Origin of the sequence: Sphingomonas sp. ERG5, from assembly GCF_000803065.1 — a bacterium.
Classification (GTDB): Bacteria; Pseudomonadota; Alphaproteobacteria; order Sphingomonadales; family Sphingomonadaceae; genus Sphingomonas.
Window position 1 is genome coordinate 1 of record NZ_JSXI01000029.1, and the last position, 26,393, is coordinate 26,393.

24 protein-coding genes are annotated in these 26,393 nt (G+C 64.7%); 11 read left to right on the forward strand and 13 right to left on the reverse strand.

Going from position 1 to position 26,393, the window contains the following annotated elements; all coding sequences use genetic code 11:
• The 4 genes from OO12_RS28020 to mobA all read left to right on the forward strand — a co-directional run.
• Nucleotides 1-120, forward strand: a 120-nt coding sequence (locus OO12_RS28020; RefSeq protein WP_152616379.1) for a hypothetical protein, incomplete at its 5' end; no start/stop codon positions are given.
• A 278-nt stretch (nt 121-398) separates the two neighbouring features.
• A complete protein-coding gene (locus OO12_RS11800) occupies nt 399-2,726 on the forward strand; it encodes an FdhF/YdeP family oxidoreductase (protein WP_052215782.1) in 2,328 nt (775 codons plus the stop codon).
• Complete coding sequence (gene fdhD / locus OO12_RS11805) at nt 2,716-3,528, forward strand: formate dehydrogenase accessory sulfurtransferase FdhD (protein ID WP_034158902.1); 813 nt, start codon at nt 2,716-2,718, stop codon at nt 3,526-3,528. Before OO12_RS11800 ends, fdhD begins: the two co-directional genes overlap by 11 nt.
• Nucleotides 3,528-4,064: a molybdenum cofactor guanylyltransferase gene (gene mobA / locus OO12_RS11810; protein ID WP_034158903.1), complete on the forward strand. Its 537-nt coding sequence runs from the start codon at nt 3,528-3,530 to the stop codon at nt 4,062-4,064. Before fdhD ends, mobA begins: the two co-directional genes overlap by 1 nt.
• A gap of 6 nt (nt 4,065-4,070) precedes the next feature.
• Here the strand turns inward: mobA and OO12_RS11815 are convergent, their stop codons facing one another.
• Nucleotides 4,071-4,637 carry a GNAT family N-acetyltransferase gene (locus tag OO12_RS11815; protein WP_052215784.1) on the reverse strand — a complete coding sequence of 189 codons (567 nt, stop codon included), beginning with the start codon at nt 4,635-4,637 and terminating at the stop codon, nt 4,071-4,073.
• Nucleotides 4,638-4,791: 154 nt separating this feature from the next.
• Here OO12_RS11815 and OO12_RS11820 point away from each other — a divergent pair, with 154 nt between their 5' ends.
• From OO12_RS11820 to OO12_RS11830, 3 genes are all read left to right on the forward strand, one after another.
• Nucleotides 4,792-5,313 carry a hypothetical protein gene (locus tag OO12_RS11820; RefSeq protein ID WP_152616380.1) on the forward strand — a complete coding sequence of 174 codons (522 nt, stop codon included), beginning with the start codon at nt 4,792-4,794 and terminating at the stop codon, nt 5,311-5,313.
• Nucleotides 5,314-5,435: 122 nt separating this feature from the next.
• Nucleotides 5,436-6,593, forward strand: coding sequence for a GNAT family N-acetyltransferase (locus OO12_RS26885; protein ID WP_160296791.1), 1,158 nt, complete (start codon nt 5,436-5,438; stop codon nt 6,591-6,593).
• A 24-nt stretch (nt 6,594-6,617) separates the two neighbouring features.
• Nucleotides 6,618-7,535 (forward strand): JmjC domain-containing protein, encoded by a 918-nt coding sequence (locus tag OO12_RS11830; RefSeq protein ID WP_052215787.1) that lies wholly within the window; start codon nt 6,618-6,620, stop codon nt 7,533-7,535.
• Nucleotides 7,536-7,544: 9 nt separating this feature from the next.
• Here the strand turns inward: OO12_RS11830 and OO12_RS11835 are convergent, their stop codons facing one another.
• The 8 genes from OO12_RS11835 to OO12_RS11870 all read right to left on the reverse strand — a co-directional run bounded on the left by OO12_RS11835 (nt 7,545) and on the right by OO12_RS11870 (nt 17,438).
• Nucleotides 7,545-8,753 carry a glycosyltransferase family 4 protein gene (locus OO12_RS11835; protein ID WP_034158904.1) on the reverse strand — a complete coding sequence of 403 codons (1,209 nt, stop codon included), beginning with the start codon at nt 8,751-8,753 and terminating at the stop codon, nt 7,545-7,547.
• A complete protein-coding gene (locus OO12_RS11840) occupies nt 8,750-10,084 on the reverse strand; it encodes an O-antigen ligase family protein (protein WP_034158905.1) in 1,335 nt (444 codons plus the stop codon). The genes OO12_RS11835 and OO12_RS11840 overlap by 4 nt, the downstream gene beginning before the upstream one ends.
• Nucleotides 10,062-12,080, reverse strand: a complete 2,019-nt coding sequence (locus OO12_RS11845; protein WP_034158906.1) for a hypothetical protein — start codon at nt 12,078-12,080, stop codon at nt 10,062-10,064. The genes OO12_RS11840 and OO12_RS11845 overlap by 23 nt, the downstream gene beginning before the upstream one ends.
• Nucleotides 12,077-12,847 (reverse strand): polysaccharide biosynthesis/export family protein, encoded by a 771-nt coding sequence (locus tag OO12_RS11850; RefSeq protein WP_152616381.1) that lies wholly within the window; start codon nt 12,845-12,847, stop codon nt 12,077-12,079. Before OO12_RS11850 ends, OO12_RS11845 begins: the two co-directional genes overlap by 4 nt.
• 73 nt (nt 12,848-12,920) lie before the next feature.
• Entirely contained in the window at nt 12,921-14,024 is a 1,104-nt protein-coding gene (locus OO12_RS11855) for a glycosyltransferase (protein ID WP_034158908.1), read from the reverse strand.
• Nucleotides 14,021-15,679 (reverse strand): lipid II flippase MurJ, encoded by a 1,659-nt coding sequence (locus OO12_RS11860; RefSeq protein WP_034158909.1) that lies wholly within the window; start codon nt 15,677-15,679, stop codon nt 14,021-14,023. The genes OO12_RS11855 and OO12_RS11860 overlap by 4 nt, the downstream gene beginning before the upstream one ends.
• A complete protein-coding gene (locus tag OO12_RS11865) occupies nt 15,676-16,389 on the reverse strand; it encodes a GNAT family N-acetyltransferase (RefSeq protein WP_152616382.1) in 714 nt (237 codons plus the stop codon). The genes OO12_RS11860 and OO12_RS11865 overlap by 4 nt, the downstream gene beginning before the upstream one ends.
• On the reverse strand, nt 16,386-17,438 hold the full coding sequence (locus OO12_RS11870; protein WP_034158911.1) for a lipid II:glycine glycyltransferase FemX: 1,053 nt from the start codon (nt 17,436-17,438) through the stop codon (nt 16,386-16,388). Before OO12_RS11870 ends, OO12_RS11865 begins: the two co-directional genes overlap by 4 nt.
• Before the next feature lie 98 nt (nt 17,439-17,536).
• Between OO12_RS11870 and OO12_RS26890 the strand changes: the two genes are divergently transcribed.
• From OO12_RS26890 to OO12_RS11885, 3 genes are read left to right on the forward strand one after another with little or no spacing between them, the layout of a single operon-like run.
• Nucleotides 17,537-18,580: a GNAT family N-acetyltransferase gene (locus OO12_RS26890; RefSeq protein WP_052215788.1), complete on the forward strand. Its 1,044-nt coding sequence runs from the start codon at nt 17,537-17,539 to the stop codon at nt 18,578-18,580.
• Entirely contained in the window at nt 18,577-19,764 is a 1,188-nt protein-coding gene (locus tag OO12_RS11880; protein WP_034158912.1) for a polysaccharide deacetylase family protein, read from the forward strand. Before OO12_RS26890 ends, OO12_RS11880 begins: the two co-directional genes overlap by 4 nt.
• A gap of 8 nt (nt 19,765-19,772) precedes the next feature.
• Nucleotides 19,773-20,474, forward strand: a complete 702-nt coding sequence (locus OO12_RS11885) for a sugar transferase (protein ID WP_200887451.1) — start codon at nt 19,773-19,775, stop codon at nt 20,472-20,474.
• A 500-nt stretch (nt 20,475-20,974) separates the two neighbouring features.
• On the opposite strand, the gene OO12_RS11890 is transcribed toward OO12_RS11885, so the two are convergent.
• From OO12_RS11890 to OO12_RS11905, 4 genes are read right to left on the reverse strand one after another with little or no spacing between them, the layout of a single operon-like run.
• Nucleotides 20,975-21,721: a heparin lyase I family protein gene (locus OO12_RS11890; RefSeq protein ID WP_152616383.1), complete on the reverse strand. Its 747-nt coding sequence runs from the start codon at nt 21,719-21,721 to the stop codon at nt 20,975-20,977.
• A gap of 11 nt (nt 21,722-21,732) precedes the next feature.
• Nucleotides 21,733-22,896, reverse strand: a complete 1,164-nt coding sequence (locus OO12_RS11895; RefSeq protein ID WP_034159141.1) for a glycosyltransferase — start codon at nt 22,894-22,896, stop codon at nt 21,733-21,735.
• Nucleotides 22,897-22,952: 56 nt separating this feature from the next.
• Nucleotides 22,953-23,627 carry an HAD-IA family hydrolase gene (locus tag OO12_RS11900; protein WP_235364766.1) on the reverse strand — a complete coding sequence of 225 codons (675 nt, stop codon included), beginning with the start codon at nt 23,625-23,627 and terminating at the stop codon, nt 22,953-22,955.
• Nucleotides 23,628-23,678: 51 nt separating this feature from the next.
• Nucleotides 23,679-25,007: an MFS transporter gene (locus OO12_RS11905; RefSeq protein ID WP_034158914.1), complete on the reverse strand. Its 1,329-nt coding sequence runs from the start codon at nt 25,005-25,007 to the stop codon at nt 23,679-23,681.
• A 164-nt stretch (nt 25,008-25,171) separates the two neighbouring features.
• Here OO12_RS11905 and cyoA point away from each other — a divergent pair, with 164 nt between their 5' ends.
• Complete coding sequence (cyoA, locus tag OO12_RS11910; protein ID WP_052215790.1) at nt 25,172-26,383, forward strand: ubiquinol oxidase subunit II; 1,212 nt, start codon at nt 25,172-25,174, stop codon at nt 26,381-26,383.
• Nucleotides 26,384-26,393: the final 10 nt, after the last annotated feature.

Consider the following 26,393-nt stretch of genomic DNA (forward strand, 5'->3'; position numbering starts at 1 on the left):
GATCAATTGCCGATGAGCTATCAGCGCTATCTCATCAACGGCATCCGACGCGACCTCGGCTTCGGCGCCGTCCCCGTCCGCCTCACACTCCGCGCTCCCAAAAATCCCTTCGATCGGTAAATTGGATGAATTTTTTCCGGATCGGATGAGGAACCCGCGAACCTCAAACCACACGCTTACTCCCGCAAGATGTGACCAGGCTGAGGAAATAGCGAAAGCCAGGTGATATCGAGCGTAGCTTTCTGTTCACTTGGCTGACCCTGAGCGGTAGAATGGCTTCCATCGATCGGCGCATCGGTCCTGCGGTCGTGTTGACGTCGCTGGCCGAATCGGCGCTGCCGTCGGTTTGACGGAAGCGGTAATGGACGGCAGTCGCGCATTGTCCCTACGGAGAAGCCATGAGCGAGCATCACGAAGATGGCCATGACGCCACAGCCGACCGCTCGGTTCCCGGCATTGCGCCCTATGACGGACCGGCGGGCGGTTGGGGCGCACTCAAGGCCGTGGCGCTGGCGGTGCGCGAACAGATGGGGGCATCGAGCGACACGCGTGCGCTGATGAAGATGAATCAGCCCGACGGCTTCGACTGTCCCGGTTGCGCCTGGCCCGATCCGAAAAAGACCTCCTCATTCGAATTCTGCGAAAACGGCGCGAAGGCGGTGACGTGGGAAGCGACCGCCAAGCGCGTCGATGCCGATTTCTTCGCGCAGCATTCGGCGACCGACCTTATCGGCTGGTCGGACCATGCGCTGGAGGATGCAGGGCGCCTGACGCATCCGCTGCGTTACGATGCCGACACCGATCATTTCGTGCCGATCGCATGGGACGAAGCATTCGCGCGCATCGGTGCCGGGCTGACGTCGCTGGCAGATCCCAACGAAGCGGAATTTTACTGCTCCGGTCGCACCTCGAACGAAGCCGCGTTCCTCTATCAATTGTTCGTGCGCGCCTTCGGCACCAACAATTTCCCCGATTGTTCGAACATGTGCCACGAAGCGACCAGCGTGGGCTTGCCGCTGTCGATCGGCGTAGGCAAGGGCACGGTCACGCTGGAGGATTTCGATCTGGCCGACGCAATCTTCTGTGTCGGGCATAATCCCGGGACCAATCATCCCCGCATGCTCACCACGCTGAGCGATGCGGCGAAACGCGGCGTCCCGATCGTCGTCGCCAATCCGATGAGGGAGCGTGGACTGGAGCGGTTCAAGTCGCCGCAACATCCCTTGGAAATGCTGACGCCGCATTCGACCGAGCTTGCCTCGGCCTATCACCAGGTGAAGGTCGGAGGTGACGGTGCGATGCTGAAGGGTATCATGAAAGCGCTGTTCGAGGCCGATGCCATGGATCTGGGTACGGGTGGGGCGGGGCTGCTCGATCGCGCCTTCATCGCCGAACACACGGTCGGGATTGAGGCGCTGCAGCGGGACATCGCCGCGACCGGCTGGGACGAAATCGTGGCTGGCTCCGGCCTGTCGCAGGATGCGCTGCGCAGCATGGCCGAAACCTATTGGAAAGCTGACCGTGTGATCCTGTGCTACGGCATGGGCGTCACGCAGCACGCCAATGGAACGGCCAATGTCCAGCAGATCGCCAACTTGCTGTTGCTGCGCGGCAATATGGGCAAGCCCGGCGCGGGCATCTGTCCGCTCCGCGGGCATTCCAACGTACAGGGTGACCGTACCGTCGGCATCACCGAAATTCCCGGCGAAGCCATGCTTGCCCGGCTCGATGCGCGCTTCGGGATCACCAGCCCGCGTGCGCACGGCCATGCTGCCGTGGAAGCGATCCAGGCGATGCGCGACGGGCGCGCCAAAGCGCTGATCTCGCTCGGCGGTAATCTGGCGGTGGCGATGCCCGATCCGGACATATGCTACGCCGCATTCGGTAAGCTCGACCTTTCGGTCAGCATCATCACCAAGTTCAACCGAACCTGTCTGATGCGCGCGCGGGAGACGATCGTGCTGCCGTGCCTCGGGCGCACCGAGCTCGACGTCCAGGCATCGGGACCACAATGGGTCACGGTCGAGGATTCGATGTCGATGGTCCATGCGTCGCGGGGGATGCTGAAACCCGTCACGCCCGATTTGCGATCGGAGCCCGCGATCATCGCCGGCATCGCGAATGCGACTTTACCCGGCGTGGCGATCGACTGGGACTGGTTGGTGGCGGATTACGACCGTATTCGCGACGGGATCGAGGCGGTATTTCCCGATTTCCGCGATTTCAACCGGCGCGTGCGCAAAAAGGGCGGGTTCCGCCTGACGGTGGGCGCGTCGCAGCGAAACTGGGCCACCGCCGATGGCAAGGCGCACTTTCTGGCTCATCCCTTGAGCGGCGCTTCTGGAGAGCCCGGCGTGCTTCTGCTGACGACCGTCCGTAGCCACGACCAATATAATACGACGATCTATGGCATGAACGATCGCTATCGCGGCGTGACCGGACGACGCGATATCGTCTTCGCCAATGCGGAGGATCTGGCGGACCTGGGATTGAACCATGGCGACCGCGTCGATATCCAGGCCGGACCGGGGCGGTCGCTCGATGGCTATACCGTGATCGCGCATGAAATCGCACGCGGATCGCTCGCGGCCTATTATCCCGAAGCGAATTGCCTGGTGCCGCTTGACGACCATGATGTGCAAAGCGGCACGCCGTCCTACAAATCGATCCGAGTGACGATGCGTGCGTGCGTCGCGCCAGACGTGACGGTTTCGGATGCCGCCTGACCCGCAGCCGGTCGAAACGGGTCAGGGAGCGGAAGACTACGCGTTCGAGCGCATCGCACCGGATGACGAGCGCACATCGCTCGCTCGCCCGATCGCCGAGGAAATTCCCGTCGCGATCGAACTTAACGGCATCGGTTATGCGGTGCTGATGGCAACGGGCATGGCGCTTGAAGATCTTGCCTATGGATTTGCCCTTAGCGAACGACTGATCGATACGGTCGACCAGATTGTCGATCTGGATGTTCACCACGCCGATCTCGGTATCATCCTCCGCTTAACTCTGGCGCACGATTGTACGGCCCGAATCCACGATCGCGTTCGCCACCGCAGCTCTGACTCATCCTGCGGGCTGTGCGGAATCGAAAATCTCGAACAGGCGGTGCGGCCCCTGCCCCGTCTTATAGATCCGGCACCCGTCGCGACCGCGGCGATCTTTGCCGCGCTCACTGCACTGCGCGATCATCAGCCGCTCAATGCCATCACTGGCGCAGTCCATGCGGCGGCGATGTGCGCGCCCGACGGCACGATCGTGATCGCGCGCGAGGATGTCGGGCGGCACAATGCGTTCGACAAGCTGATCGGGGCGATGCTGCGCGAACGGCGGTCATGGGGTGCGGGGTTCGCCTTGCTGTCGTCGCGCTGCTCGTACGAACTGGTCGAGAAGGCGGTGCTGGCAGGTTGTCCAACGCTGATCACGATCTCGGCACCGACCGACCTGGCGCTCAAACGCGCGGCGGCGGCCGGGCTTCAGCTCATCGTGCTGGCCCGGTCGGATAGCATCTTACGTACGGTGAAGCCGTGATGCGCATTCTCGGTGCGATACTTGCCGGAGGCGCGTCGCGGCGTTTCGGCAGCGACAAGGCGCTGGCGCTGGCGTTCGGCAAGCCGCTGATGGGCCATGCGATCGATTCCCTGCACGCGGTCGTGGGGCATACTGTCATCTGCGGGCGGGAATGGCCGAGCATGACGTCGCTTGCCGATCGGCCGGTTTCGGGGCTGGGGCCATTGGGCGGTTTGAACGCCGCGCTCCATCATGCCCGCGAAACAGGGTTTGATTGGGTCCTGAGCATTGCCTGTGACACGCCGTTCGTCGCGCCGGACGTGTTGCGATCGCTGATCGAGTATGCCGCACCCGGCTATATCGCAGCACATCCAGTCATCGGTCTATGGCCGACCGATCGGGCGGACTTGCTGGAGGAGATGCTGGGTGATGCCACGGACTGCTCGATGCGCGGCTGGGCGCGGCGTATCGCCGCGCAGCCGCTGCGGGGCGATGTGGAAATCGCCAACCTCAACTATCCCGAAGACCTGTCGGCATTGATTGCGGGCGGGCGATAAGGCGTTTCAGAGCGGATGCCGGTGTGACGAAGCGCCAAGAGCCTTGCGCATCACGGCGAAGTGAAGTGGCGGCTCCAGCGGCACAGGATAGGGGCTGATCTCGCCCGTCAGGACGTAGCCGCGGCGCTCATAATAGTGAAGCAGCTTAGGCCGCTGGGCGACGACGGACAATTGCATCGCCACCGCCTGGAAGCGATATTGCCCTTCCGTTTCCGCTGCCTCGACCAGGCGCTTGCCGAGCCCATCCGTCTGCTGATTTGGCGAAACAGCGAGCAGGCCGAGCTCCGCTATGCCGGAACCCCGATCGCTGACGCAAACGCAGCCGATCACGTCGCCATGCCGCGTCGCGACCAGCATCACATCCGTGGCGCCGTTGCATAGGGCGATGAGGGCGCTTCGCTCGATCCTCTTCCCCTCGGCCATGGGGCCTTCATGCACCCAGCTCGATCGCGCGCTTTCACCCCGATACGCGCTTTCGATCAGGTCATGGACTGCCGGGATGTCGGCAGATTCGATCCTGCGGATGAGAATGTCCGGAGTCGCTCCCGGGTCAATGTTATCATTTTCGTGCATGGAGATCCTGTTCGCTACCAGCGCATTGGCCGATAAGGCCGCCGGGTGGCAAGATATAGCGACGTGCGCTGACTTGCTTCGTGGGTCGTGCCCGTGTCACCTTGATCCGGGCGCGAGCGACCAAGACTCGCCAGCCTTTGACGGGAGGATTGCGATGGTTCGATCAGGACTTGCGGTGGCGCTCGGCCTCATGCTCTCGGCGTGCGGCGGTGCGGGAACGGGCGGCGATGCTGTTGATAACGCTGCCGCCAATATGCTCGCGGCCACTGACAATGCCGCTGCCGCCAATGCTGTCACCGACGTTGCGACCGGCGGTCCGCTCGACGCCTGGGCGGGCAAACACCCTTCCGAAAAGCTCGATGGCATGACTTTCCTTGCCCAGCCAATGGTCAAGGCGGCGGTCGCTGCGGCCATACCGGACGCAAAGGTCCGCGAGTCGGTGTTCAGCTTCAATGGCCCCGATGCGCCGATCGTGAAGAAGGAGGGGCGTCTGCTCGCCTGGGGATGCCAGGAACATAATTGCGGTTATCACAACTGGTCGGTCTCGATCACGCCGGATGGGTCTAACGCTGAGGTTTGTTCCTATCGCAACGATGTGAAGCCCGACGGCCCGTCGACCTGGTATGTCGCAGGCGGCAAGACCGAGCAGCGTCCAGGCAATTGTCCATCGCAATAGCCGATCTCGCACAGGCATTTGTGTGGCGTTCATTCGATGTAAGACGTTTGGTGGCATAGACTCTCCGCATGTCCGGTGCGCCCGGAGCGGATGGAGACTCTGGTGACAAGTGGATCGCGCCCGTGCGTACCGAACTGATCGCGGGCGATCCGATCCCCGAGATTGGGGAAGTGTGGGCCGATCTCGCGGCTTCGGCCGGCACGGCGAACATCTTTTATGAAGCCTGGATGGCGGAGCCGTCGCTGGCCCTTCCCGAAGCCACTGGGATGACGCTGCTGCTTGGCTGGTCCGACCTGCCCGACGGATCGTCACGGCTCGATGCGGTGTTACCATTGCAAGTCCGCACTGCGTTCGGCGGCAAGGTCCGTGTCGCGCTGCAGAATTGGGAACAACGCGTTCGCGCGCTTGGCGAACCGCTGATCCGGGCCGGGCAGGAAGCGGCATTCTGGCGCTCGGCGCTGGACACGCTCGATCATAGTCGCGGCAATGGCCTGTACCTGAGGCTGTCGGCGCTGGTCGCTGACAGCGCATCGACGATCGCGCTCCAGGCCGAGCTTGTGGGGCGGGGCATTCCTTGTGATGTCACCCGGATGCACACCCGCGCGGTGCTGCGCAAAGGGCCGAGCGCCGATGATTATATCGCCGCCAATATCCGCAAAAAGGCCTCGAAGGAGCATCGCCGGCAGCGCAACCGCTTGGCCGAACGGGGCGCGCTGGTGATCGACCGGCTGCCCGCTGCCGCCGCTGCCGGTCCGTGGATCGACGATCTGCTCCGGTTGGAAATGTCGGGTTGGAAAGGCCGCGAAGGCGTCGCCGCCGCTGCCGATGCCGATGCCGAACGATGCTTTCGTACGGTGCTGGTCGAAGCACATCGATTGGGAAGGCTCGAATTCCACCGGCTGCGCGTCGGCGATGAAGTGTTGAGTCTGTTGGCGGTGATCACGGCACCAGCGGTTATGGCGGGATCGACCGCGTTTCAGCTCAAGATCGCCTATGACGAAGCATATGCTGCTTTCTCGCCCGGCGTGCTGCTTGAAATGGCCTATCTCGACCACGCGTTGGCACCCGGAGGCCCCGATCTGGTTGACAGCTGCGCGCGCGCCGGTCATCCGATGATCGACCGGATCTGGGTCGATCGGCTGCCGATCGTTTCGCTCGCAATCCCGTTCGGGCGGCGATCGTCACGATTGGTGGTCTGGGCGCAAAGACTGGTCCGGCGTGCCAGGGCGCGCCCGCAATCGCCCCTGGTCGATCAACCCGATCAAGGTACCGATCCTTAACCACAGCCGGATTAGACAGCAGTCATGAGCGTTGCCGCAATTTCCGATGTGTGGGCCAGTCGCTGGGTCGCGCCTGACGGGCTCGACTCCTTTGCCGCCGCTTATCCAAACAAACCAGTAGGCATCCAGCATCTGTTGCAGGGTCATCCGCTGTTCGCACTCGATGCGCTTGCCGATCTTGCCGCACGATTGCCCGCCAGTCATGTCGAACATAGCCTAGGCAACCTCGCGATCGATCAGAGTCCGGATGGCATCACCCAGTCGGCGCTGCCGGTGGACGAGATCGTTCGCACCATTGCCGACAATGGCTGCTGGATGGTGTTGAAGAAGGTCGACGAGGATCCGGACTATGCTGAGCTGATCGATGCATGCCTGGAGGAGATCGACCCGGTCGTCCGCCCGCGCACTGGTGTGAACATGCGGCGCGAAGCATTCATCTTTCTGTCCTCGCCCAATTCGATCACGCCTTATCATATGGATCCGGAACACAATATTCTGTTCCAGATCGCCGGCATCAAAACCATGCGCGTGTTCGCTGCCGAACGATTCGCGATTGTACCGCAGGAACATGAGGAGGAATTTCATCGCGGTGGAGGTCATCGCAACATGCGGTTCGACCCCGCGTTCGACGCCTATGGCGTGGATTTCGTGCTGGACGCCGGCGATGCGGTATATGTGCCGGTCAAGGTGCCGCACTGGGTCCGCAACGGCCCCGCGCCATCGATCTCATTCAGCGTTACCTGGCGCTCGCGGTCGAGCGACAATGATGCCCGGCTGCACCGCGTCAACCATCGCTTGCGCAAGCTTGGCGTGACGCCGGGGCGGCCCGGCGATGTGCCGCTAATGGATGCGGCCAAGGTCGCCGCGCATCGTGCGGTGAAAGGGGTGACGCGGACGCTGCGCACGCTGGCCGGCAAGAAGACTCAGCGCGCCGCGTACTGAAGCCACCCGTCAACCGGCGAACAGCGCAAGTTGACGGGCGGCGTTCACCGCAAGATCGAATTCTGCCTCGACATGGGCGCGACCGCGCCGCGCCATATCGAGTGCGGCCTGCGGGTCGCGCTGGACTCGCAGCAGCGCGTCGGCCAGCGCCCGGGCATCGCCCGGCGGGATCAGCAAGCCGGTGTCGCCGTCACGGATCAGTTCGGGAATGCCCGATATAGCGGTTGTGATCGCCGGACGCTGATAGGCCAGGGCTTCGATCATCACGTTGGGGATGCCTTCCTGCCGGCCATCGGGTCCGATGATGCTGGGCGCTACACAGACACTGGCCTGGCGATAGGCGGCGGCGACGGCCTCGAACGGCTGCATGCCATGGAACCGGACCTGGTCCGACAGGCCGAGCGCCTGCGCCCTGGCTCGCAGTGCGTCGGCGCTCGGCCCATGGCCGATCAGGTCGCAGCACCAGTCGCCAAGTGACGGTCCCGCCATCACCAGCGCGTCGAGCAGATACTGGACCCCCTTTTTCGGCTCGAGCGCACCGACATAGAGGATGCGAAACGGTGCGGTCGCTGGTGGGGTGTCGACAGGAGCAATCCGGGTCACGTCGACGCTGGAATGGATGACCTGGATATCACGCGCGGCAAGACCCGCGACCTTGTCCTGCAGGAACGCGCGGCCGAAATCGCTGACGGTGCGGATCATGGCGGCCTCGCCCAGCTTGGCGTCGAGCAATTGCTGTGTGCGGAAGATATCGTGCGCACGGCAACTGACTGAATAGGCCGGGCCACCCAGCCGGCGGCCGACCCATGCCGCGGTGGCGGGATGGCCGGCGAACTCGGCGTGGACATGGTATGCGCCCCACGCCCTAGCATCCTCGGCGAGGGCCAGCGCCTTGGGCACCAGCGCGAGCGATTTCAGGGCGATCTTCGGGTGCATGCGATAAGCGAAAGCGATCCGCAGCATTGTGCCGCCGAGTATCAGCGGATGTCGCAGCGCAGCGCGCACGAAAGCGGCGAGCGCGGAGCGGCCGAACAAGCCGATCGGCCTCACCCAGTTGCGCGTTGGTTCGGCAAAGGCGTGCAACGTCTGGCCGTGACGGAACGGGGTCAGGTGATACAGCCTGATCTCGGCGCCGAGTTCGGCGAACTTGACGAGGTCGCGGTAGATGAAGGTCTCGGTCGATTTTGGATACTCGGTGACGATGACGGCGAGCTTCATGCCTGTGCTTCCTCGCCCGCGCGCAGCCTTCCGCACTGGATCGCCAGCGCGAACAACAGCCAAAGATAGCGCAGATCCTTGTGCGGCATGAAAAAGCACGCGACCAGCAGTGCCGCCAGCGTGATCGCGACGGCATAGCTGGCGGTGGCGAGCAGCGCCGACGCACCCTTCTCGAACCCGCGCCGCGCTGCCTTCAGCGCGGTGACGATCAGCGCGGCGAAGATCGCGAAGCCGACCAGGCCATATTCGGTCGCAACATCGACATAGGTGTTGTGCAATTCGCGCGGATAGAGCTCGCGCCCCGGCATATAGCGATACGCGTCTTCGATATAGTGTAGTGGGAAGTTGCCCGGCCCGACGCCCCAGATCGGCGATCCGCCGATCAGGTCGGCGCCGATGCGGATATAGGTGATGCGCCGGTAGAGTGTCTGGTCCTTGCCGAAATCGCCGATCGCGGCGAAGCGTTCGATCAGTGTCGGTGGCGCGAACAGGATTGCGGCGGCCCCGATGATCACTGCGCCGGCGACGATCGCCGGGAAGTAGCTGCGCGAGCGAAACCCCAGCAGCACCAGCCCACCGCCGACGCCAAGCCCCATGATCGCACTGCGCGCCGACATCAGCGCGAGTGCGGCGCTACCGACCAGCAGCACGCCGGCGAACATGATCCGCCCGCGCTTCTCGCCGGCGAACAACAGCCCCATCGCCAGCACCACGCCGACCATCAGCATCTGCGCGGCGGTGGTCGGGTTCTGGTCCGATCCGCCCGACGATCGTGCGACGCCGTCGAAATCGGCCGAGACGGCGGCCAACGCGGTCGCGACAAGCCGCGTGCCGGTCTTCGCTTCGATAATGACGATCGCCGCCGACACCCCCGCCGCCGCGATCATCGCCCACAGCACGGCATGGATTTTCCACGGCTTGTCGACGATCAGGAAGACGGTGCAGGCGGGCAGCACCGCAGTGCTGAAATGCCCTAGATACTTCAGCCCTTCCGACTGATGCGCGGACAGGGTCCAGCACACCACCCCCCAGAGGGGCACCAGCAGGACCAGGCGAATACCGACACTGCCGATCGCCTGCGCCGGCGCTTCGCGGCCGATGGCCACCGCCAAAAGGACAGCGGCGCCCAGCCCGCCGATGATGATTTCGAGCAACGAGACCGGCGACCCGCCCGACAGCCGGTTGGCGACCGCGTCGAGCTGCCCAAAAAAGCCGAACAGGCAAAGCATGAACAAGGCCGCGATCCGGATTGGCGCGGTATTGACGGCGCTGGTCGGGATTGTCGGCCAGTCGGCGGCTGGGGCGGCGTTACCCGCCGATCGCGACGACATAAGCCCGCCTCGACACCAGGCCGTCGACGTCACGGCTGCAGGCGCGTGCGCGGGCGATCGCGCTCTCGCCCGGATCGACGCCCGCCGCGATCACGATATCGATCCCGTCCGCGCGCGTCAGCATCTCGCGGTTGCCGCTTTCGGTGAGTCCGCCGCCATAGATCAGCGGCTTGGTGCCCGGCTGACCTTGCGACGGGATCTCCGCCGCGCCGGTTGCATCAAAGGTGCGGACCGTGACGCCCTGGTCGCGCAGATGCTGGTAGATCAGACGGTATAGGCTGCGCGCGTCGCCGTCATGCGCATCGCTTGCGACCAGGATGGGGCGGCCATCCGCCACCAGCGGATCGGCAAGCCAGGTCGCGATATGCGGTGCAAGCCATGCCTGTTCATCGGCATCATAGCCCTGAACATCGGCGGGTCGGGGCAGGACCTGGGGAAAGAGATGATCGTCGCCGATCTTGCGCTCAGCGACGACCGACGGCGCGTCGACCATGTGAGCCACCGGTTCCTCCTCGGTCCAGTCGACCGGTTCCGGCGCAACCGCGGCAATCGGCGTCGCAGCCGCATCATGGGCAAAGGCGCTGCCCGGTCTGATCGCCCAGCCCTGAGCCGGAGATGCCGAATAAGAGGCATGGACCGGGCGGACGGTCTCGACCTCGGGCGCCGCTTCCGCTTCTGCTTCTGTCTCCGCGCTCACCTTTGCCGGGAGGACGCGGTCGTCGGGGGCGTTCTCCTCCTCCCTATCTTCATCTTCGCTCTGGCTCCGCGGCCGGATAGGTCCGGGTCCCAGCAGCAGCAGCGCGCACCCGGCCAACGCGCAGCCAGCGAGGAAGCCGAGTGCGGTGTTGAGCAGCATCTTGGGCGAACTGCGCACCAGCGGTGGCACCGCGCGCTCGATCAGCTGGATGCGCGGCGCATTGGCGACGTTCTCAACGTCGCTGAAACTGGCGCGTTCGGTGAGCGAGGCGACTTCGGCCAGGAGCGCGGCGGCGCGGTCGTCGAGCATCTTGACTCGGTCGTCGCTCAGGCCGAGCCGGGCGAGCTGACCGTCGATGTCGCCGATGCGGCGCTGCCGGATCGCGATCCCATCCCGCAGTCCGGCGCCGCGTGGCCCCTCGACTGCAAGCGTCTGTTCGAGCACTTGTTGTGCGGAGGACAGCTTGCCGCCCGATTGTTGCTTCAGCCCGGCGACCTGCCCCTGGTTCGCCTTCAGCGTGGCGAGGTCATTGGTCAGCTGCGCCTGTTCGCCCAGCCGAGCCTCGAGTAGCGACTGTTTCTGGCGGTCGATATCGACCACGCCAAGCGACTTTTTCAGTGCACGCGATTGTGCGACCACGGTCGCCAGCTCGACCCTCTTGGCATCGAGCTTTGCGGTTAGCGACCCGGCGATCTGAGTGCCCGACGCATGCGACATACGCTCGGCGCGTGCGATGATGGCGTCGGCCAGCGCGTTCGACAGCCACGCGGCCGATTTCGGATCGTCCCATGTGACGGTGATGCGGATCAGATAGGTGCCCTCGACCGTCTCGATCAGGGTGTATTTGATCACCGCGTCGATCAGTTGATTCTTGAGCGATGCGGGCGGCGCGAAGCCATAGTTGAGGTGCGAATAGATCGCCATCGGGCTCCACGGATTGGGCACCGACCATTTGGCGATCCAGGCTTCCGGGGTAATTCCGGCGGCATGCGACTGTCGCGCGATATAGCGATCGACGATCGGTTCGACGATCGGGCGGGTATGGGCGAATTCGGCATAGGTCTGGAGCAGCACGCCACCGCCATCGAAGGTCGACCCGCGCACGAAACGGTTGGCATAGCCCAGCTCTTCACTGGTCGGCACGATGTTGAGCCGCGATGCGCTTTCGAACTGCGGATTGGCGGCAAGCACCAGTGTGCTGAACAGCCACGCGATCAGGGTGCAGCCGATGACGAGCCCGAACACCAGCCGCCATCGCGACAGGACGATGCGCAGATATTGAAGGCCGAGAGGCGTCATTGGAGCAAGGTGACCGAGGAGCCGATAGTGACGCCGTTGAACCCGATGATCGCACGGATCTGTCGCGCGCGATCGACGTCGCGCGCAATCTTGGTCGGCGGCACGATCAGGATGCTGAACGGGCTGAGATAGCCGAGCGACGCGCTTTCGCCGGTCAGCACGGCCTGCAGATCGACCATTCGCGCGACCATATGGTCATCAACGGGTTGGAGCAGGACGACGCGCCTTAGATCAGCATCGCGATTGCCGCCGCCGGAACGCGCCAGTCCCTCATACAGGCTGATGCCGTCGCGATAAGGATAAGCGCCGGGCTTCTGCACTTCGCCGAGCACGAAGATTTCCGGCTGTGGCGGTGGGCGGTTATATTCGAGCACCGATATGGCGACCGAAGGCTCCTTCAGCTTTGGGCGATAAAGCGTGATCAGCTTCGCCTGCAATTGCGATACGGTCAGGCCCTTGGTCTGGATCGGCGACAACAAGGGCGGGCTGATCAGCCCGGATAGTTGCACGCGCTGTTCCGATGTCAGCAATGGCGCATAGGGGAAGCTCAGGCGGATGAGATCATTGGGATGGAAATCACCGTTCAGCGCGAAATGATCCTCCAGCTTTGCGTTGACCTCGCGCACAATGTCGAGGCTGGGGCGTTCCATTGCGATGGTCGGAGCCGGCGCATAGTGCAATGGCGGCGCACAGCTTGCCAGCACGCCCAGCGCGGATGAGGCGATGATGAGGCGCAAGGCCGGCAGGGTTGGCAGTTTACTAGGCAAGGGACCCACCTGATCATCGGTTTTGGGCGAAGGCACCCATCAGCATTCATGGCAGAACGGCGTAACTTTATTATTAACCCGGTGTTGACCGTGCCGCGAGCAACTCGCTCGCCAGCGCTTCGAAATGGCGCGTGGCATCGTCGATCGTGAAATTGCGCGCCGTTTCCAGGGCCGGCCCGCGCACCGCATCCAGCATCGCGCGATCGGACAGCAGCCGGGTGATGTCGGCGGCGAGCCCGAGGGGATTGTCGGGTTCGACCAGAAAGCCGTTCACGCCATCGCGGATGAAGGTCTGCGGGCCCCCGGCGGCGGCGGCGAGTACCGGAACGCCGGCCGCCATCGCCTCGATCAGGACATTACCGAAGCCCTCGCGCCGCGACGCCAGCACGAACAGGTCGGCATCGGCGATCGCCGCGGTGACATTGTCGGCGTGACCTTTCAGGGTCACCGCATTGCCGAGATCGTCGTCATCGATCCGCGCTTGCAGGTCGTGCCGCAACGGGCCGTCGCCGAAAATGTCGAGCCTGAATTCGGTCCCGGCGGCGCGAAGCAGCACGCAGGCGTCAACCAGCGTGTCGAAACCCTTTGCCGTGACCAGCCGTCCGACCGACACGATCCGTGGCGGACGTCCGGGCGTGCGCACGGGAAGGGACGACACGACCGACGCCACGACCGGGTTGGGCAGGATCCGCGTCCCGATCGGCCGCCCGATCACCTCGGCAAGGTCGGCGGCGATCCGCCCGGTCGGAACCACGATCGCCGTCGCGCGCGGATAGAGCCAGCGCATCGCCCGCTGCCGGATCCAGGGCAGCTTCGCGGTGGCCAGATAATGATGCGGCGGGGTATGTTCCGACACGATGCGCACGGTTCGCTTGCCGCTCCGCGCAGCGAGCAGCGCAAGGTTCATCGCATTGGTGGCGCTATAAGCGAGCGCGATATCATGGTTGGCCAGCGCCGCAGCGATATGGTGTGGCAGGTGCAAGGCGCGATGCCCGCCGAGCGCGATCGGGATCACGTCGGCTGGCAGGCGAGCCAGAAACGGACCCTCGACCCGAGTCAGGAACAGATGCGGCGTGAAGCGATCGCGGTCGAGCGCCGTCAGATAGTTGAGCACCACCCGCTCGGCGCCGCCAGCGCGGAAATGCGGCAGCAGGAACGCGATCCGTTGCGGCGTCATGCGGCGCGGCGCTTCAATTTTTTGGCGGCGATGCCGCCAAGAATCGCGCGCGCCTTTGCGAGTTCGGGTACATGAAGCACGATCGCCGCGCCGATGTATAACGCCACCACGACGCAACCGATTGCGGTCAGCAGGATCAGGCGCGTGACGGTCGTGCCGGGCACCGGCGCGAGATACCACAGGGCATAGCCGCCCGCCGCCGCCGCCGCGCCGCACAGTCCGCTGCGCGCGAAATCGACCAGCTGGCCGATCATGTCGAAATCACGGAACCGTCGCGTCGCGACGAACTGCGCCAGCGCGAACGCCGCCAGGGTCGATGCCGCGGCGGCCCAGGCGATGCCGACCGCGCCAAAGGCCGGAGCGGCAACCGCCAGCATCAGGCCGCGGATCGTGATTCCGCCGATCGCGATGATCAGCAAGTGGCGCAAGCTGGACGCGCGCGGATCGGCATAGATCGCCAGGGTGATCGCGCCCATCGGCGCGAGGAAAATCGCGGCTGCGGCATATCCGGCGGTCGTGCCGGTGGCGAGCGCGATGCTGCTCGCGTCGAATTTGCCATGGCCGAACAGGATCGTCACCATCAACTGCGCGCCGATCATCATCCCGATCGACACTGGCAATTGTGCGAAGAAGGCGATGCGTTGAAACCGCGCCAACCCCGCAGATGCCTGGGCCGGGTCGGGGTGCCGCATTGCCCGGATCAGTTCGGGCTGGAGTACGGTATTCAAGCTCGACATCAGCAGGCCGGGGACCAGCGACACCAGTCGCGCGCCATATTCCAGAGCCGCAACGCCACCCGCAGGGGTGGTCGATGCGACTGCGAAGTCGAGCAGCGAGCAAGCCTGGAAATAGGCGTTCAGCACGATCGCCGCGGCCACGCCGCCGCCCAGCGCTACAGCGGGTGTTACGCCCGGTGCAGTTTGCGTGCTGGCCTCGGTTCCGGCCTCGGTCTCATCGGCGGGTTGCGAGTCCACTAGGCTTTCCGGCCGCCGTCGCACGATCGGCCAGGCGCCGACGAACAGGATGGCGGTACCGACGATCCCCGAAACCAGCATCGTCCAGGCGCCCGCGATGATCCCCAAAGGCGGAATGGCGAGCGCGAGGACGAACACCAGGATCGCGCGCTGGACGATGTTGGTGCCCTCGCTCAACCAGTAGCGCCGATTCGCCTGCAGCACGGCGACCAGCAGCGATCCGATCACCGCAAGCGGCAGCAACGGCATCATGATTGCCGTCATCCGCGCGGTCAGGTCATGCCGCTCCCCGGTGAAGCCAGGCGCGAACGCACTGACCAGCGCCGAAGGCACCAGCGTTCCGGCCAGCGTCAGCAGCACGAACAATGCGATGAACACATAGACCCGGCGTGGCAGGCCGTGAATCGACAAATGCTCGCCGCTGTCGATCTTCGAAACGACCGACGGCATCACGATATGGCCGACGAGCTTGCGGATCGCATCGGCGAACCCGACAGTGGTGCGCCGCGCCAGGAAGAAGGCGTCGAGCTGGCCGCTGGTGCCGAAGCGGTTGGCGAGCAGCACCGACACGAGGAAGCTCAGCCCGATGTCGATGCCGCGAATCGCCGCCACCACCACGGTGGAACGCACCAGCGTGGCCGTCGCCTGATGTTGGGGTATGGGCTTCGCCGTGCCGCTCATCCGCGGAGCATCTTTCGGTCCTTCGAATTGACCGTGCCGAGCACGCCATCGTAGCGCGACATGGCGGTCCAGCGCCATCCGAACAGGTGGTAATGGACCACTTTCACGCCGCGCTCGCGAAATCCCATGCGAAGCTGGATCAGATAGGAAGGCCGATTGACCCGATCGACCACGCCGAAGGAGCGATCGACCCCCAGATTGGCGAAATTGTTCAGCATGTAACGGCACATCGGCAAAGCGACATTGCGGCGCCGGTCGGCGGGATCAACCAGCCAGCAATAATGATAGGCTTCGCGCTCGCGCACCGGATAATGTTCGCGCGCGACGGGATCGTGATGATCCGCGAGCGCCAACCAGACACAGCCGATCGCGATACCGTCGTCGAGCGCGAATATCGCGACCTTGCCCGCCGCCTGCATCGCCGCGAATCCGGCGTCACGCCAGGCGAGCCAGTCGTTGAGTGGCGGCAATGGCTCGCCCTGGCGCACGATGACGAACGACAGCCAGGGCGGCGACTGCGCACCGTCGCCGACCGTGCTCCAACCAGCCTGATATTCGACGATCACACTGGTGCTGCGGCGCATGATCCGATCGGCGAACAATTTGCGCAGCGTTGCGGCAAAGCCAAGCTCGCGGACTCGCCGGACCAGGCGCTGAACCCTGGAATTGCCGTTGAGGGCGGGGGTTGGTGCGTTGCTGGCCATGGTCATGCCGCCGCGCGCGCGGCGCGATAAATCTGTCGCGCAGTGAACAGCAATGTATGGGCAAGGGGTCTCAGCGCGGCGATATGGACGGGCGGCATCACCCGGCGCGTCGGTGCGAAGGCATTCTTGAACTGCGAGCGATTCGCTTCACCATCGTCCTGCGTCTCCGCGACCGGCAGGCCGGCGAGATCATAGCCGATACAGCCCATGGTACGCGCCATGCGCATTCCTTCCCACAGCAACGGATAGGAGCGCGGTATCGACGGATCGTCACCCGATGTCGCCAGCGACAACCAGATCGCTTCATCGGCCTGGCGAACGAAAACATGCCCGCCGATCACGATTCCGTCGCGTTCGGCAAGCAGCATCGCGCCGCCCAGCCGTTCGATCAGTGCAGCCTGACCCGCCGCGTCGGGCAAGCCATTCATGTCGTAATCGCTCTTGGCGGCGCGGAAGGCGTCAAGCACGCGCTGATAGACTGCGACATCCGCTGCGCCATTTGCGGTGCGCACCGTCACCCCGGCCTTGGCCGCGGCCTTGAGCTGGCGGCGGCCGCGCTGCTTGAAGCCGGCGAGTATTTCCTCTTCGGGCTTGTCGAGCCACACGATGCCGGTGACGCTATGCAATGGCTGACGATGCGTGGGTAGTGGTGCGAAGCCCGCGCCGCGCAATGCCTCGGCCATGGTCGGCAAGTCGCGACCCCGCACGCGGGGGGCGAGCTGCATCGTGCAGCACCCTTGCCCTGCCGCCGCATCGATCAGGCTGTCGAGAACGGTCGCGAACAGTGCCGGGTCGTGCACGACCGGACCACGCTGGACCGTGGCGAGCCAGCGCCCGGCGAGCAGGCGCGTCCGGCGCACCACGGCGGTCCCGATCAGCGTTTCCCCGTCAAGGCAGCGGAAAAACAGATAGTCCTGGACCTTGCTCCGCGGAACCGCTTCGGCCCATGCGCGGCTTTGCTGATAAGCGGAAAAAGGGCTGGCCGCCACAAAGCGATCGAACACGACACCGGATTCCTGGTCCAGTTCGCTCGACAAATGGGCAATCGGCTGCATGCGTGGTATCCTGCGTGGTCCCAGGTTCACCAAAAATTACTCTTCTCTAACTAGTGTCTATTAACCGAGGTGAGTTGCCGAGAGATTAAATACTGCCGATGAGCATGCCCCTGCCTGCCGACGACTTTGCAACCTCGGGCCCGGACGCGGAAGCGTTCCACCTGAGCGCCGCCTGGTTCGAGACATGGCGGCGCGCCTATCTGGTCCCGGGCACGGCAACCAGCAAAATCGGCGGATTACCGATGATTGCCGACCGTGGAAAGCTTGGCCCGATCGGCTATGCCCGATTTCGCGCGCAGACCAATGTCCACTCCGCACTGTTCGACATACCGGTTGGCGAACCGATTGCCGACGGCCTGTTCGATGCACTGCGCGACGGCCGCGATGTGGTGACGATCGACTATGTGACGGGGCAATCGCGGTTAATGGCGGCGGCCCGCGGCTGGCCCGCGCATCGCGTGGCGATTCGTCCGCATGCGCGGTCGCCGATGGCCGATTGCCGCATGTCTTACCAACAATGGCTGGCGCTACGCAGCAAGCGCGCACGCCAACGCTGGTCGGGGCTGGAGCGTAAAGCGACCGGCGAGATCGGGATGACGTTCGAACTGCTCGATGGGCATACCGGCCTGCAGCCATTGCTCGACGAAATATTCGCGGTCGAGCAATCCGGCTGGAAGGGGCGGGAGGGAACATCGATCCGCGATAATCCGTCCGACCTGCTCTTCTATACTGAAATCGCGCGCCGTGCCGCCGCCATGGGCATGCTCAGGATCGCGGTGCTGAAACGGGCGGGGCGTATTGTCGCGTTCGAATATGGCATATTGGGCGGCGACCGGTTGTTCCTGCTCAAGGTCGGCTATGACGAGCAGTTCGCGGATTTGTCGGTCGGTCATGTCTTGGCGGTGATGCATATCCGCCATTGCTGCGGTGATCCGGCGATCGCGTGGTACGACAATATGGGCAATGGGATGACGCCCGCAGCGTACAAGCTGCGCTTCAACGATGTCGTCGACACGCTTTACCGGATCACGCTGTATGGCGACACCTGGCGTGGGCGGCTGGTGCAATATTATGATGCCGGGCGCGACCGTGCGAAGCGCGCGCGCGATCATTGGCGCGGACGATCGGTGCAGACGACATGACGCGGAAAAAAGAACGCCTGCGTCGCGTGACGCGCTGGTCGATCGTCGTCGCGATCGGCGCGGTGCTGTCGCTCTATATCTGGAGCCGCGCACCCGGCATCCTTGCCATTCTGCCGTTGATCGCGGCGCTGGTGGCCGGGCATCGGCTGATGATCGCGCCGAAAGGTGTGGCGGTTCTGACCTATCATTCGGTCAGCGCGGCGCCGTCCTGGCTGCCCTGGTCGCCCGAGATATCAGTCCATCCGGCAACCTTCGAACGGCATCTCGCAACGCTTCTGCGCATGGGATGCGTGGTTGTCGGAACGCGCGGCTATCTCGATCGCCGGCTGGCGGGCGAAGCGCCGCCGGGTGATACGGTCATCCTCCATTTCGATGATGGCTATCTCGACAATTGGCAGAACGCGGTACCGGCGCTCGATCGGCACGGGATGTCGGGAACGTTCTTCGTGTCGCTCGATTTCATCGAACCCGAGGAGGAACTGCGCCCCTGCGACGGCGATACCAGCGGCTATATGAACTGGAGCGAGATTGGCGCAATCGAAGAGCATCCGCTGTTCGAGGTCGAGCCGCATGGCGTCGGACATGCGCGCGTGCCGGTCTCGGATCGTCCGGTCGACCGGCTGACGGCGGACAATTGGCGCAGCCTGGCCTGGGTACAATGGGCAGCGACTCCCGGGCCCAAGCACAACTGGTTCCGGACCGACCGGCCAGTGGCGGTGCCGCTTGGCACGGTGGTTCTCGAATCGGGCCTCGCGCTTGCCGAACGGGCCTGGACCGCTGACGGTCTCGAAGATCAATCCGGCCTGGAACAGCGGATCACCGATGATCTCGAGCGCTGCCAGCGCGTGTTCCAGGAGCGCCTTGGTCGATCGCCGCGCATTTTCTGCTGGCCCGAGAATGTCGTTGGTCCCGAAGGGCGCCGGATTGCCGCCGCCTTGGGCTATCGCGGCACGACCGGCGGGCGAGGGCGCAATACCGCCACGGAGCCGCCCGCGATCATCTCGCGCATCCATATGGGCGACCGCGCGCTCGGTTTTCGCTGGCTGTTCGCGGAAGGCCTGCATGTGCGCGCCGCCGTGCGCCTAGCCCAGGGCAATCATTACTGGTATCTGCTGGTTGCCCCGATGAACCTGTTGCGCAGCCTCGTCATGGCCGCGCGCGCACGAATTGGTCCGCTGGTATGAGTGGCGAAATGCCTCGACCCGAACGCCGTCGCGATATCGCTCGGCGTGTCCGTTTCGAAGCCGACATGCGCGCCGTGCCGCTGCCGCTCGAGCATAAGGTCGGCAATTATGCGCGGCTGGTAAAACCGCAGATCGATCGCGTCATCGCGCTGATCGGGTTGATCATCCTGTCGCCGTTGCTGATCATCGTTGCGATCCTGATCAAGCTGACCGATCGGGGCCCGATCTTCTTCGTGCAGCAACGCACCGGCTATCTCGGCAAGCGCTTCCCGTTGTTCAAATTCCGCACCATGGTTCCCAATGCGGAAGCATTGAAGGAAAGCCTGCGTAGCGCCAATATCCACGGCGCGGACTCGCCCGATTTCAAATTGCTCCACGACCCGCGCATCACGCGGATCGGGCGCATCCTGCGCAAGACGAGCATCGATGAACTGCCCAATCTGTTGAATATCGTGCGTGGCGAAATGTCGATCGTCGGACCGCGCCCGACGTCGTTCGACGCGACGACCTATTCGATGTCGCATTTGCCGCGCCTCGCCGCCCGGCCGGGCCTGACCGGGCTGTGGCAAGTATCGGGCCGCGCCAATATCGGCTTCGATGAACGCGTCGAAATGGATATCGCCTATATCCGCACCATGTCGGCGCAGCGCGATCTGCAGCTGATCGTCAAGACGGTCAGCGCGGTGCGGCGCGGCGACGGCGCGCACTGATACCTGCGCCTTTCAGGTCGAGCGACCAGCCCGACCTAAACTGACGATGCCCGACACTGAGGAAGAGCGCGCCGGCATATGTCCGGCAAGGATCACTTGCCCGATCCCGGGGGAGGGTTGAATCGCCGCCGGCGGCAGGATTGCGGGGAGGGGCGGCGAGATATGTTACACCCTATTGTAACATATTCCCGGCGCGAGGTGGGCGAGACAGGCTGTCGATCGCGCCAAACGTCTCTATTATCGATATATTACAACTGGTTGACAGGTTTTATGGCGATTCCTGGTATAAGAAAATATCGGATAAATGCCGTTCAGCTATCCATGAAACTGATAGCTGGGCCCCTGATGTACCGAATTTCCCGTGGCCGGAGCCGTTTCGAGCCGGGTTGATCCGCCACCACCCGCTCGCTCCGGCCTGTCGGAGAGCATGCGCAACGCCGGGGCTTCGACAGGGTCAGCCCGAACGGCCGCTGGCGTGATCCCGCCCGTCCGACGTTGCCTTAGCGCCCCGGTCTGGCGCTGATCGCGACATTGTCGAAATAGAGCGAGACCGGAACCGGGTTCGAATTGGCGGTAATGCCGATCTGGACCCGGTCGATATAGCGCGCGGCGAGCGGCATGATCGTGGCGCCCTGTGCCGCCAGTACTTCCTGGCCATTGAGCGTCACGCGTGCCCCACCGCTGTCTTCCAGCCCGATGCGGACGGTCATGACGATCCGGTGCCAGCGATTTGGCGTCAGGACAGGCGCGTCGTCGCGGACCCAGGCATTGGCGATGCCGATCTTCGACCGGTCGATGCGCAGCCGGCCGTTGCGCAGATAGAGCCTGATCCCGGGATTGCCCTCCTCGCCGCAGGTCGCGCATTCCAGATCGAGCAACTGCATCGAATTGATCGGCGTCGCGGCGGGGATGTAGAGGTCGAATGCGGTGGTCAGGACTGTGCCGACCGGCATCGGGCCGCTGCGGAAGACGATGTCCGCCTTGGCCACGCCCGACCCCTTCGCCGCGGCGCGGGCATATAATGCCTGGCCGGCCCGACCTGGCGCCGGCGCGGCCGACACGGTGCCGTTCACTTCCTGGCGAATGGCCCATAGCGCGCCGGGGCATGATCCGGTGCACAGCCCGGCATCGAAATTGTCGGTGCGGGCGAATGGCGGAACCGGCGCGGTGCTTTGGGCGGACACGCCGACGGCGAGGATCGCGCCCAGCCCTGTCGCCAGTCCGATCGAGGCAAGATGTCGGTTCATGATCTTCATCCTCATGCAGCCGTCTTGTCGGGAGTCCATTGCGCATAGCGCCGTCCCAGAGCGAAGAGCGTGACGCCGGCAACAAGCCCCGCCAGATGCAGCACGGCACCATAGCCCAATGCCAGCGGGCGCGGCAGCCGCAGCCGGGTCAGATACCCGACCAGCCCGAGCAGGCAGGCACCCGACAGGCCGGCAAAGACCAGCGCCCAGAATAAGGCGCCCCAGCCCGGGCTGCCGCCAAAAGCGAGGATGCCCGACAGTGGCAATAGCGGCACCAGCGCGAGCGGGGCCAGCCGCCTGGCGACCTTGTGCAGGACCAGCGCGACCGCATACCAGCCGGTCGCTGCGGGGTTCATCAGCGCGCGCCGCTGCCACAGGCCGGTCAGCCCGCGCACGGTGATCCTGACGCGGCGGCGGAATTGCTGGCGGTCGCCGGCGATGCTTTGTTCATGGACGCGCGCATCCGGCGCGAAGGCGATGCGGAAACCGGCCGCGACCGCGCCGGTGCTGATCCAGAAATCGTCGGTGACGCTGGCCGGCACGACCGGCACCAGCGCGGTGCGGATCGCGTAGAGCCCGCCATCGGCGGAGATGCAGCCGAACAGCCGGTCCTCGGCACCGCGCAGCGACGATTCATACCAGCGGAACAGGATGTCGGATCCGGCAAAGCGCCCGCGTTTGCCGGCCCGGATCGTCTCGACCGCACCGGCGACCGCGCCGACCCGCGGATCGGCGAACGGCGCGATCAATGCCGGCAGCGTCGCGGCGTCGAACAGGGGATCGGCGTCGCTCATCACCACGATCTCGCCCTGCGCCGTCGGCACGACCCGGTTCAGCGCCGCTGCCTTGCCCCCGCGCGGCAGCCGGATAAGGTGCACGCCGCGCGGGGCGAAGCCTTCGACGATCGCCGCGGTCGCATCGCTTGACCCGTCATCGGCGACGAGAATTTCGCAGCGTCCCGGCCAGTGCGCGGCCGAAGCGACAACGGTCTCCAGCTTGGCGCCGATCCGCGCCGCTTCGTTATGCGCGCAGATCAGGATCGAGATCGATGCAGGAGCAGCCGTCACACAGGTGGGCCGGGGCCGCGCCAGTGTCGCGGCGGCAAGCAGCACGACCAGGTAGCCGGGATACACCAGGATCGGGGTCAGCAGCAAAAGGAGCGCGAGACTATCCACATGCGCACCATAGCAGATCAAATATTGCCGACGCTCTAACGCATATGATTCAAGGACTAACCGAGCCCGATCGTGAAACGTCCATCGGACGCGGCGCGCGCGACCAGCTGCGTATAGTCGGCAATGCTATGATGGGACGTTTCGACGGCATGGTCGTGCGTTGCCGTGACCACGACGACCGTCGCACCGGCGGCTTCCGCCGCTGCGATGCCGGCGGGAGCATCCTCGAAGACCAGGCAATCCCTGGCATCCACACCAAGCTTGTTCGCTGCGAGGAGGAAACAATCCGGCGCGGGCTTGCCATTCGCGACATCGTTGGCGGTCACCAGGACCGGTGGTACGGGCAACCCTGCCGCCGCAATTCTGCGCAGCGCGAGCTGACGCGGCGCGGAGGTGACGATTGCCCAGCGGCCGATCGAACCGAGAAACGCCGCCACGCCGGCGATTGCAGCGATCCCGTCGAGATCGTCCATCTCGGCCAGCGTGATGGCTTCGGCCTCCGCTTCGGGATCCATGCCCGGTATGGCTTGCCGCCTGATCGTCTCGATTGCCCGAACGCCATGAATGGTCGGCAGGAACTCGGCGACATCGATGCCGTGCCGGATCGCCCAGCTCGACCAGACGCGCTCGGCGGCGGCGAGCGAACTCAGGATCGTGCCGTCCATGTCGAACAGGCATGCGGTAAAGGCGCGGTCGGGAATCATCGGTTTGGGCGTCATCCGGTTAAGCATCGGCGTGTCCATAGCGCCGCCAGATCCCTTGTCCCCGAAAATTGCGCCCGGTCAGGAAATCTTGCCGGCAAGTTCCTTGTTGATGCCAAGCGCGGCCAGCGTCCCCACCGCGCCGGACAGCAGATAGCCGCCCGCTGCGATCAGGCCGAACTGGCTGGCCAGCACCAGGGCGGCCAGCGGCGCGAAGCCCGCGCCGACCAGCCAGGCCAGGTCCGAGGTCAACGCGGCGCCGGTGTAGCGATAGGCACTGGGCAAGTTCGAACTGACCGTGCCCGACGACTGGCCGAACGCCAGCCCCAATATGGCGAAGCCGATCACCATGAACGCCACCTCGCCGATATCGCCGCCGTCGAGCAGCTGCGGCGCGAAACCGCTGAACACGGCGATCGCGGCGGCGGATACGCCGAGCAGATAGCGTCGGCCGACCCGGTCGGCGATCAGTCCCGAGGCAAGCACCGCCAGCACGCCGACGGCCGCGCCGATGATTTCGATCACCAGGAAGCGGGTCGGGTTCTGACGCGTGAACAGGAACACCCAGGACAAGGGGAATACCGTCACCATATGGAACAGCGCGAAGCTGGCGAGCGGCGCGAAGGCGCCGATCACGATGTTGCGGCCTTGCCTGCGGACCGTTTCCAGCACGGGCGAGGGTTGCAGCTCGCGGCTTTCGAACAATTGGGCATAGGCCGGCGTCGAGACGATCCGCAGGCGTGCGAACAAGGCGACGACATTGATCGCGAACGCCACGAAGAAGGGATAGCGCCAGCCCCAGTCGAGGAAATCCTCCGCCGACAGCGAGGAGGCGAGAAAGGCGAACAGCGCGCTGGCCACCATCAGGCCGATCGGTGCGCCGAGCTGCGGGATCATCGCGTACCAGCCGCGCTTTCCCTCCGGCGCATTGAGCGCGAGCAGCGAGGCAAGGCCGTCCCAGGTGCCGCCGAGCGCCACGCCCTGGCCCATGCGGAACAGCGCCAGCAACAGCGCCGATGCCGCGCCGATCTGCGCATGCCCGGGGAGGAAGGCGATCGCCGCGGTCGATCCGCCGAGCAGGAACAGCGCGATGGTCAATTTGACGCCGCGGCCATGGGCACGATCGACGGCCATGAAGATGAACGACCCGATCGGGCGGGCGACAAAGGCCAGCGCGAAGATCGCGAAGGAATACAGCGTGCCGGTCAGCCGGTCGACAAAGGGGAAGACCAGGACCGGAAAGACCAGCACCGAGGCGATGGCATAAACGAAGAAGTCGAAGAATTCCGACGTGCGGCCGATGATCACGCCGATCGCAATCTCGCCGGGCGCGATTTCGCCATGACGGGCGATGGTCGTCCGGGCGTCGCGGTCGGACGGGCTGAAGGAGGGCGCGGCGGGATTCGTCATACGAGTCTTTCAAGGCACGGCTGGCACGGGCAGGGCTGGCAGGGGCAGGGCTGAGCCCCCACCATCATGGCATCTGACAATCGTCTGTGCGCGCAATTCGGCGATTGGGGGATTGGACAAAATGTCCAATGTCGGGGTGCGGTCCGTCGGCCTAGCGCGCCGTCATGCCGAAGCTGTTTCGCTCTCAATCGCCCGTCGCCACCGCCGTTCGTGCGCTGACGGTCCTTGCCCTGCCGGCCTTGCTTGGCGGCTGCAACATGGTCGTGCTCCATCCGGCGGGCGATGTCGCGGCGCAGCAGCGCGACCTGGTGGTCATCGCGACCGTGCTGATGCTGCTCATCATCATACCGGTGATCGCGCTCGTCGGGCTGTTCGCCTGGCGCTATCGCCACGCCAATACCGCTGCGCGCTACGAGCCGGATTGGGATCATTCGACTCAGCTGGAGCTGGTGATCTGGGCCGCGCCGCTGCTGATCATCATTTGCCTGGGCGCGATCACCTGGGTCGGTACGCATCTGCTCGACCCTTATCGCCCGATTGCCCGTACCGCGGCAGGCCAGCCAGTCGCCAGGGACGCGAAGCCGCTCGAAGTGCAGGTCGTGGCGCTCGACTGGAAATGGCTGTTCATCTATCCCGAATATGGCATCGCCACCGTCAACGAGATGGCGGCGCCGATCGACCGGCCGATCGCGTTCCGGATCACCTCCTCGTCGGTGATGAACTCCTTCTACATCCCGGCACTGGCCGGCCAGATCTACGCCATGCCGGGCATGGAGACCAAGCTTCACGCCGTGATCAACCGGCCGGGCGACTATGCCGGCTTCTCCGCCAACTATAGCGGCGACGGCTTTTCGGGCATGCGCTTCCGGTTCCACGGACTCAGCGATGCCGGCTTCGCCGCCTGGGTGGCCAAGGCGAAGGCGGCCGGCGGCACGCTTGATCGCGCGGGTTATCTGACGCTGGAACGGCCAAGCGAGAATGTCCCGGTGCGCCGCTACGCCAGCGTCGATCCCCAGCTTTACGACGCCGCGCTCAACCTGTGCGTCGAAAAGGGCAATATGTGCATGGCGGAGATGATGCGGATCGATGCGCGGGGCGGGCTGGGGCTGGCCGGCATCTATAATCTGCGGCCGCTGGAATATGACAAATATGCCCGTCGCGGCAGCCGCACCGTGCTGGGACCGCTTTCGGCCCGGGTCGGCGCCATCTGCACCACTGACGAGGGCATGGTATCGGCATTGACCGATCATTCCGCCGCCGCATCCCCGCCCAATGCCGCCTTACTGTCAGGGGCCGGCTTGCCGGTGCCGGGCCGCTCGTCGCGCGCGCAGCCGGCGATCGCACAGGCATCGCCCGTTCATCCGACCTCGCTTTGAGAAGTCCGTA